This is a genomic window from Humidesulfovibrio sp., assembly GCF_035560995.1.
In the GTDB taxonomy this organism is placed as follows: Bacteria; Desulfobacterota; Desulfovibrionia; order Desulfovibrionales; family Desulfovibrionaceae; genus Humidesulfovibrio.
In genome coordinates, this window is sequence record NZ_DATMYK010000010.1 from 1 (window position 1) to 6,201 (window position 6,201).

General features: G+C 65.7%; 5 protein-coding genes and 1 pseudogene. 1 reads left to right on the forward strand and 5 read right to left on the reverse strand.

Features of this window, described 5'->3' with window-relative positions; genetic code table 11:
• Positions 1 to 50 precede the first annotated feature (50 nt).
• The 3 genes from VN419_RS00310 to VN419_RS00320 all read right to left on the reverse strand — a co-directional run bounded on the left by VN419_RS00310 (position 51) and on the right by VN419_RS00320 (position 2,815).
• On the reverse strand, positions 51 to 1,064 hold the full coding sequence (locus VN419_RS00310; RefSeq protein WP_325643233.1) for a PhoH family protein: 1,014 nt from the start codon (positions 1,062 to 1,064) through the stop codon (positions 51 to 53).
• A 229-nt stretch (positions 1,065 to 1,293) separates the two neighbouring features.
• Entirely contained in the window at positions 1,294 to 1,668 is a 375-nt protein-coding gene (locus VN419_RS00315) for a metalloregulator ArsR/SmtB family transcription factor (RefSeq protein ID WP_325643237.1), read from the reverse strand.
• A gap of 64 nt (positions 1,669 to 1,732) precedes the next feature.
• Complete coding sequence (locus VN419_RS00320) at positions 1,733 to 2,815, reverse strand: hypothetical protein (RefSeq protein WP_325643239.1); 1,083 nt, start codon at positions 2,813 to 2,815, stop codon at positions 1,733 to 1,735.
• Positions 2,816 to 2,991: 176 nt separating this feature from the next.
• Between VN419_RS00320 and VN419_RS00325 the strand changes: the two genes are divergently transcribed.
• A complete protein-coding gene (locus VN419_RS00325) occupies positions 2,992 to 4,206 on the forward strand; it encodes a diguanylate cyclase (RefSeq protein WP_325643241.1) in 1,215 nt (404 codons plus the stop codon).
• On the opposite strand, the gene VN419_RS00330 is transcribed toward VN419_RS00325, so the two are convergent.
• Entirely contained in the window at positions 4,203 to 5,462 is a 1,260-nt protein-coding gene (locus VN419_RS00330) for a glycosyltransferase family 2 protein (protein ID WP_325643243.1), read from the reverse strand. The genes VN419_RS00325 and VN419_RS00330 overlap by 4 nt on opposite strands.
• A gap of 30 nt (positions 5,463 to 5,492) precedes the next feature.
• A pseudogene (locus VN419_RS00335) lies at positions 5,493 to 6,201 on the reverse strand (glycosyltransferase family 2 protein); the annotation flags it as partial.

Consider the following 6,201-nt stretch of genomic DNA (forward strand, 5'->3'; position numbering starts at 1 on the left):
GTTTTCAGTGGCGGCGACGTTGGCTGCGGCGGAAGCGGTCTGGACCCGGCTCATTTCTTGTCACCGCCCTTGGCGGCAGCTTTTTCGGCGGGCTGCGACTCGCGCTGGTGCCGCTCGTAGGCCTGCACGATGCGCCCCACCAGCGGGTGGCGGATGACGTCCTCCTCGTGAAAGGCCACGAAGCCGATGCCCTTGACCCCCTGCAGGATGCGGTGGGCCTCCACCAGGCCGCTGCGGGTCTGGGTGGGCAGGTCGATCTGAGTCACGTCGCCCGTGACCACCGCGCGCGAGCCGAAGCCCAGGCGCGTCAGAAACATCTTCATCTGCTCCGGCGTGGTGTTCTGGGCTTCGTCCAGGATGACGAAGGCGTCATTGAGCGTCCGCCCGCGCATAAAGGCCAGGGGAGCCACCTCGATGACGCCGGTCTCCAGCATGTCCTGCACGCGGGCGAAGTCCAGCATGTCGTGCAGGGCGTCGTACAGGGGGCGCAGGTAGGGGTTGACCTTCTCGGCCAGGTCGCCGGGCAGGAAGCCCAGCTTTTCGCCCGCCTCCACGGCCGGGCGCGCCAGCACGATGCGCTTGACCTCGCGCCGCATGAGGGCGGAAACGGCCAGAGCCACGGCAAGGTAGGTCTTGCCCGTTCCGGCGGGGCCGATGGCAAAGACGAGATCGTTGGCGCGGATGGCTTCCAGGTAGTCGCGCTGGCTGATGGTCTTGGGCGCGATGGTCTTCTTGGGCGAGGCCACGTAGACCGTGTCCTGGAAGATGCGGCGGATGTCGGCCCCGGGCTCGCGCAGCAGGATGCGCCAAGCGCAGTCCACGTCCTGGGGGTGCACGGGCCTGCCTTCGCGCAGCAAGGCGTACAGCTGGGTCAGCACCCCCGCGCAGACCTCCACGAGGTCGTCCTTGCCGCACAGGCTGCACGCGGAGCCGCGCGTCTCGATGACCACCCCGCTCTTCTCGCTCAGCAGGGCGAGGTTGGCCCCCTGCGGACCGAAGAGCTTGTTGGCCAGCCCGGAATCCTGAAACTCCAGCTTGCGGGTGTTCCCGCCCTGTGTGCTCATGCCGTGCGCGCGCCTCCCGATGAATTACCCGTGGCGAATTTCTCGTGGCAAATGGCTACAGCAATCGCCACCGGCCCGCAAGAGCAGGATCGGCACTTGCCGCAGCGGCACGCAACGTGACGGGGTTTGACGTCGCAGCCCTGAACCACGGGCGGACTTTGGGGCATTCTGAAAATCTGCGCCAGGGGCGAACAAGTGTTCACCTGCGCCTGCGCGCGCCCTCAAAAGTCTACTCCAGAACATGCTCCAAGCCCTGGACCATAAGGCTGTGCACATGGCTGTCGTCCAGGGTGTAGAACACGTTCTTGCCTTCCTTGCGGGCCTTGACCAGCTTCGCCGTGCGCAAAAGTCGCAACTGATGCGAGATGGCCGACGCGCTGACGTTCAGTGCGGCAGAAATATCGCACACGCACAGCTCGCCAAGGCTCAAGGCGTGCAGGATGCGCACACGGGTCCGGTCGCCCAGCAGGCTGAAGATCTCCGCCAGGCCTTCCGCCGTAGCGTCGTCCAGCAGCACCGCTTGCACCCGCGCCACCCTGTCGTGATGGACGCAGGGCTTTTCACAGGCGTCCAGCGGAACAAAATCATCTGTATTATCGATCATTTGTTTATCTTTATGATTGCTTTGCCATCCTGTCAAGCCATCCTTCACTGGGCTTCTGGCTGTGCTACTGTTTTGCCGTGGCCTCGGTGAGCAGCGTGACGTTGCTCTTGGTGAAGAAGCCGTCGAAGCCCTCGTAGCGGTGGATGTACTCGTTGACGATGAGGGTTTCCTTGGACGGGCGGCTGAACGTCTGCTTCAAGCCTTCTTCCTTGGAACCCACAAGCTCCAGCAAAAATTCCATGCCCTGGGCCTTCAGGCCCGCGAAGGTGTCCTCGATGCGCTCCGTGCGGAAGGCCAGGTGATGTATACGCCGCCCGTAGTTCTTGATGAACATCTCGGTCGGCCCCTCCTGTCCGGCGGCGGCCTCGCCCAGGCCGGAGGTGATGACCATGGCGTACGGCTCGTTCGCCAGGCGGGCCACATTGGTGATGGAGTTCAGGTTGTCCACGTACACGGCCATGGAGAACTCGTAGCCCGTGAGCTCCAGGAACTCCACGATGGCGTCGTCGCGGTCCTTGGCGCGCACGCGCACTGAGGCGTGGTCGAACACGCCGATGTTCTTCAGGTGCGGGGCGTCGGGCTTGGGCAGGGTCCAGTCCGCCTTGGGCGAAAGGTTCGAGACATGGCGGCGCGGCTCGCCCAGCCATTGCACGAAGCCGAAGGAAAGCGCGCTGTAGGCCGAAGGCGCGGTCTGGATGAACAGCCAGGAGTCGGAGCGGATGATGTCGTCTGACAGGAAGCGCACGCCCCGCTTTTTCTGGATGTCGACATAGCGCCGCAGATCGCGGCAGAGGAAGACCATGGCTTCCACCCGCGTGCCCGGCAGGTGCGTGGACTTCGGCCCCAGGGGCTCATCGGCGAAGGGCTTGGGCCCGCTGGTGCGGGTGCGGAAAAGAAAGTCGGCCGAGCCGGGATGGGTCAAGACGCAGGCGCGGTCCGGGCCGTAGCTCAAGGCGGTTTCGAATTTGTACCCGGTGGTGTTCAAAAAATCCGCCGCGGCGCTTTCAAGTCGTTCGGACTCAACCGTCACCAGCACAGTCTCCAGGCCGCCCACCAGCCCTTCCAGCCCCAGGGCGCGGCGTTCCTCGACAACCTTTTGGACCCGCGCGCGCAACACCGAATCGTCGTTACGGAACGTCTGCGGCATAAATATACCTCCTGACCCGTCGCAATGCGGGGTGTGATGCTCGCATCCTGCACCGCAGGCTGGGCTTTGGTCAAGTTCCCGCGACCGCGTTGACAAAGCGTTGGCTTCCCACTAACGAATACGTAGCCGAGGCGCTTCGTATATACAATTCTACATACCGGTCAAAGGAAGCATGCATGTCCATTCCCATGGGGCTCCGGTCCGACTTCTCGCTCCAGCTTCGGGAGCTTCTGCAACGTTCCGCCACAGGCAGCAGCATGACGGAATCGCAGTGGGAAGCCTTGGCCCTGGTCCATGGACCGGAGGTATACTCCGAGGCCCTGTACGGATTGAGCAGGCTTGAGCTGCCGCCGGAAGAAGCGCGGGACAGCCTGCTGGCCATAGTGGCGCACCAGCACGAACTGTGTGCGGCCCTGAACCGCGCAGTGAGCCTCATCACCGCCACCTGCGACTACTTCATGCATGTGCGGCCCATGGTGCGCGAGCCGATTCTTGTGGAAGTGCGGCTGCTGCAGCAGAAGGAGGAAGGCGCCTACCGCGACGAACTGACCGGCCTGTTCAATCGCCGCTCCTTCAATCAGGAAGTCCCGCGCGAGATGGAGCGCTTCCGCCGTTTCGGACAGGCCTTTTCCCTGCTCATGCTCGACCTGGACCACTTCAAAGACTTCAACGACGCCCACGGCCATTCCGCCGGAGACCAGGCCCTGCGCGACGTGGCTGGCATCCTGCTCGACTCCGCACGCCTGTATGACCGGGTGGTGCGCTACGGCGGAGAAGAATTCGCCATCGTCCTGCCGCAGACGAACAGCGACGAGGCCCGAACCGTGGCCGAACGCATCCGCGAAGCACTGGCCCGGCACAGGGTGGTGTATCTCGGACAGAACCTCGGCTCGATCACGGTGAGCATCGGCCTGGCCGTCTTTCCCAAGGACGCGCTCGACATGGCGGGACTGGTGCACAGCGCGGACCAGGCCCTTTACTGCGCCAAGGAACGTCGTAATTGCGTTGAGCAGTATCGCGACAAGCGCTCACACCGCCGCTACCTGTTGAGCGATCCCCTGCCATTGCACATCACCTGCCCCGGCGCGCGCCAGCTGCAGGCCAATGCCCTGGACATCAGTCTGGGCGGGCTTTCGTGCAGCGCGGACGCTCCCCTGCCCCAGGCCACCGTGCTGCGCATCGAACTCTCCGACCCGGACCGCTCCATCCACCTGCCCCTACAGGCCGAGGTGCGGCGCGTGGACCAAGCCTCGGACAAAAGCTACCAGCTCGGCCTCTCGTTCAAGCTCGATACCGTGGAAGAGCAGATGCAGCTCATGGCGCTTCTGGACGGAAAACTGGACATGGCGCCCCTGCCGCGCGAGGCCGGGCAGGACCGACGGTGGGTCTAGAAGGTCGCGGCGCGGCCCTTTCCGGCCGCCCAACCGCGGTACAACGCGGCCACTTCCGCCAGGCGCAGGCGTTCCATATAGTCGGCCGCCTCCAGGGCGGAAGCCACGAGATCGGCGGCTCTCTCCTGCCTTCGCCACAGCAGCCATGACTCCGCACTGCGGCGGCAGGCCTCCTCTCCGGAGAGTTCCGACAGGCGCAGCAATTCCGTGAAGACCGCTTCCGTCGGCGCGAAACGCGACTCCAGAAAACGCTGCGCGCACGCGCCCGTCAGGTCACCTGCGGTCTCGCAGTGCCGGGCCAGCAGCCCGTAGCCTTCAAGCCACAGTGGTTCGCGCGCCAACAATTCGCGGCACAGTTGCGGATCAAGGCCCACCTGCGCCCTGCGGTTCAGCACCTCCGCCCTGCGGGCAGGCAGGGCCAGATAGGGCCGCAGGCACTCCGTCAGCCGCAGTTCATAGCCGTCCTTCTGCGCGTGATAGGCAAGATCCGGCACAAGGTCGGCCCGGCAGCGCGCCTTGAGCACCTGGGCGTTGTGCCGCTCGTTGTCCGTGCGCCCGGGCGTTTGCCCCACCAGATGAGTGACGCGGCTTTCGGGCACGCAGAACTGGCTGTAGCCGCGCTTGGCGATCTGCACCCCCAGGTCCACATCCTCCCCACCGTTCTTGTATTCCTCGCAAAAACCGCCGCACTCGAAGAACAGCGAGCGCCGCAGCAGAAGCGCGGCCGCGGTGAGGGCCTGCACCGAACGCCGTTTGCGCACCAGGGGGTGGTCCACGGGGAAATACTCGTGCAGGTGCTGGGGGTACAGCTGGGGCTCCACCACTATGCCCAGGTGCTGCACCCGCGGGCCAAGGCCCAGGCGCTCGGGGTAGACCAACAACGGCCCCACTGCCCCCACGCGCTCGTTCGAGCGCAGGGCGGCCAACAGCGGCGGCAGCCAGCCGGGAGAAAGCAGCGTGTCATTGTTCAGGAACAGCAGCAAAGCGCCGGAAGCGGCCTTTGCTCCGGCGTTGCAGGCCGGGCCGAAGTTCAGGTTGGTCTCGAAGCGGAGATGCCGGAAACGGCCGGGAAACAACGCCATGCCGAGGTTCGGGCACTCCTGCGCGGTGGCGTCGCTGGAGCCGTTGTCCGCCACCAGCACCTCGAAATCACAGCCCTCTGTGTGCTGGCGCAGGCTCTCCAGGCAGTCCCGGGTCAGCTCCCACTTATTGAACACCGGGATGATGACGGAAAGTTCGGGCGCATCGACGTTCATGGTGTTCCCCCGGCAATTGTGCGCGGACGCTCAGCCATCCAGCACGTCCTCCAGCAGCCGGAAGCGCCGCTCCATGTCCCGCTCCAGCAACGCCTCGCCCTGCTCGCTGATGGCGGCCAGACGCGCCTCGCCGTGCTTGGCCTCCAGCTTGCGCATGTTGCCCATGGCGCTGCCGATCTCCGCCTGGCTGCGTTCCGCTGCCGCGCCGCTGCGGCGCTTGTGCCGCACCGCCAAGTGCCCCTGGTACACCACCTGCCCGCCGCCCGCGAAAACGCGCAGGTCGCGCTCCAGGTCGTCGTACTGCGAGGGCGAGAAGCGGATGTCGAAGCCGCCCGTGGCGTCCACCTGCGCGCCCCGCAGCATGTGGCAGCAGCCGGTGACGCTGACGCAAGGGCGGAGGTAGCAGAACTGGCCGAAATCCGGCTGCCCGAGGTGCAGCGTCGGCAGTGCCAGGAGCTGGTCCGGGGCGCGCTGCGGGCGCGGGGCCAGGGGCACGTAGTCCACGCTTTGCAGCACCAGGGGGTTGGCCTCGTCCACCACGCGGCAGCCCCACACGGAGGCCTCCGGGTAGAGTGCCGCCGCCGCGCCCAGCCGCCCCAGCCAATCAGCCGGGAGCGACACGTCGTCGTCCAGGAAAACGAGATATTCGCGGCTGCGCACCTCCGGCAGGGAGAGCAGCCAGTTGCGCGCCGCGGGCGCGCCGATGTTCACCGGCAGCCGCACGGTGGAGAAGAGCTCG